The organism is Kitasatospora sp. NPDC059571 (assembly GCF_042735675.1).
Lineage (GTDB): Bacteria > Actinomycetota > Actinomycetes > Streptomycetales > Streptomycetaceae > Kitasatospora.
Genome location: NZ_JBHWBW010000730.1, coordinates 1,683 through 2,414 on the forward strand (window position 1 = coordinate 1,683; position 732 = coordinate 2,414).

A 732-nucleotide genomic window follows, 5' to 3' on the forward strand; every position below is an offset into this window, starting at 1 on the left:
CTCGCACTCAAAACACACTCTATCACCCCCCGCCCCCCGCCGGCGCCGCCCCGCTCGCGCCCCCCCGACCCCGGCCGCAGCCGGGAGGCGCTCGAACTCATCGCCGGCACCGGCCGGCAGGCGCTCGGCGAGATCCGGCGCCTGCTCGGCGTCCTGCGGGAACGGGACGAGGGCGCCGACTTCAGCCCCCAGCCCGGGATCGCCGCCCTCGACGCGCTCTGCGCCCGGATCCGCGCCGCCGGCCCCCGGGTCGCCTTCCGCACCGCGGGGGACCCGCAGACCCTCGACCCCGCGGTCCAGCTGACGGTCTACCGGATCGCCCAGGAGGCGCTCACCAATGCGCTCAAGCACGCCGGGGCCGGCACCTGTGCCGAGCTCCGGCTCGCGGTCGGTGCCACCGAGGTCCGGCTGAGCGTGTACGACACCGGTCCGCCCGGCGGGCCGGCCGCCCGCCCGCACGCCGCCCCCGCCGGCGGCGGCCACGGCATCGCCGGGATGTGCGAGCGCGCCGCCCTGTACGACGGGAGCGTCACGGCCGGTCCGCTGCCCGGCGGTGGCTGGGCCGTCGAGGCCGTCCTCCTGCTGACCCCGCTCCCCGTCCCCGAAGGCCGTACACCGTGACCACCGTGCTCATCGTCGACGACCAGCCGCTGCAGCGGCTGCGCTTCCGCATGCTGCTGGAGAGCACCCCCGACACCTCGGTGGTCGGCGAGGCCGCCCACGGCGCCGAGG

General features: G+C 77.7%; 1 protein-coding gene and 1 pseudogene. Both read left to right on the top strand.

What is annotated here, in order from left to right; all coding sequences use genetic code 11:
- A partial coding sequence (locus ACFV0G_RS38375; RefSeq protein ID WP_380558214.1) for a sensor histidine kinase occupies positions 1 to 621 on the top strand: 621 nt, incomplete at its 5' end.
- Positions 618 to 732: pseudogene (locus ACFV0G_RS38380) on the top strand (DNA-binding response regulator); the annotation flags it as partial. The gene ACFV0G_RS38375 and the pseudogene ACFV0G_RS38380, both read left to right, overlap by 4 nt.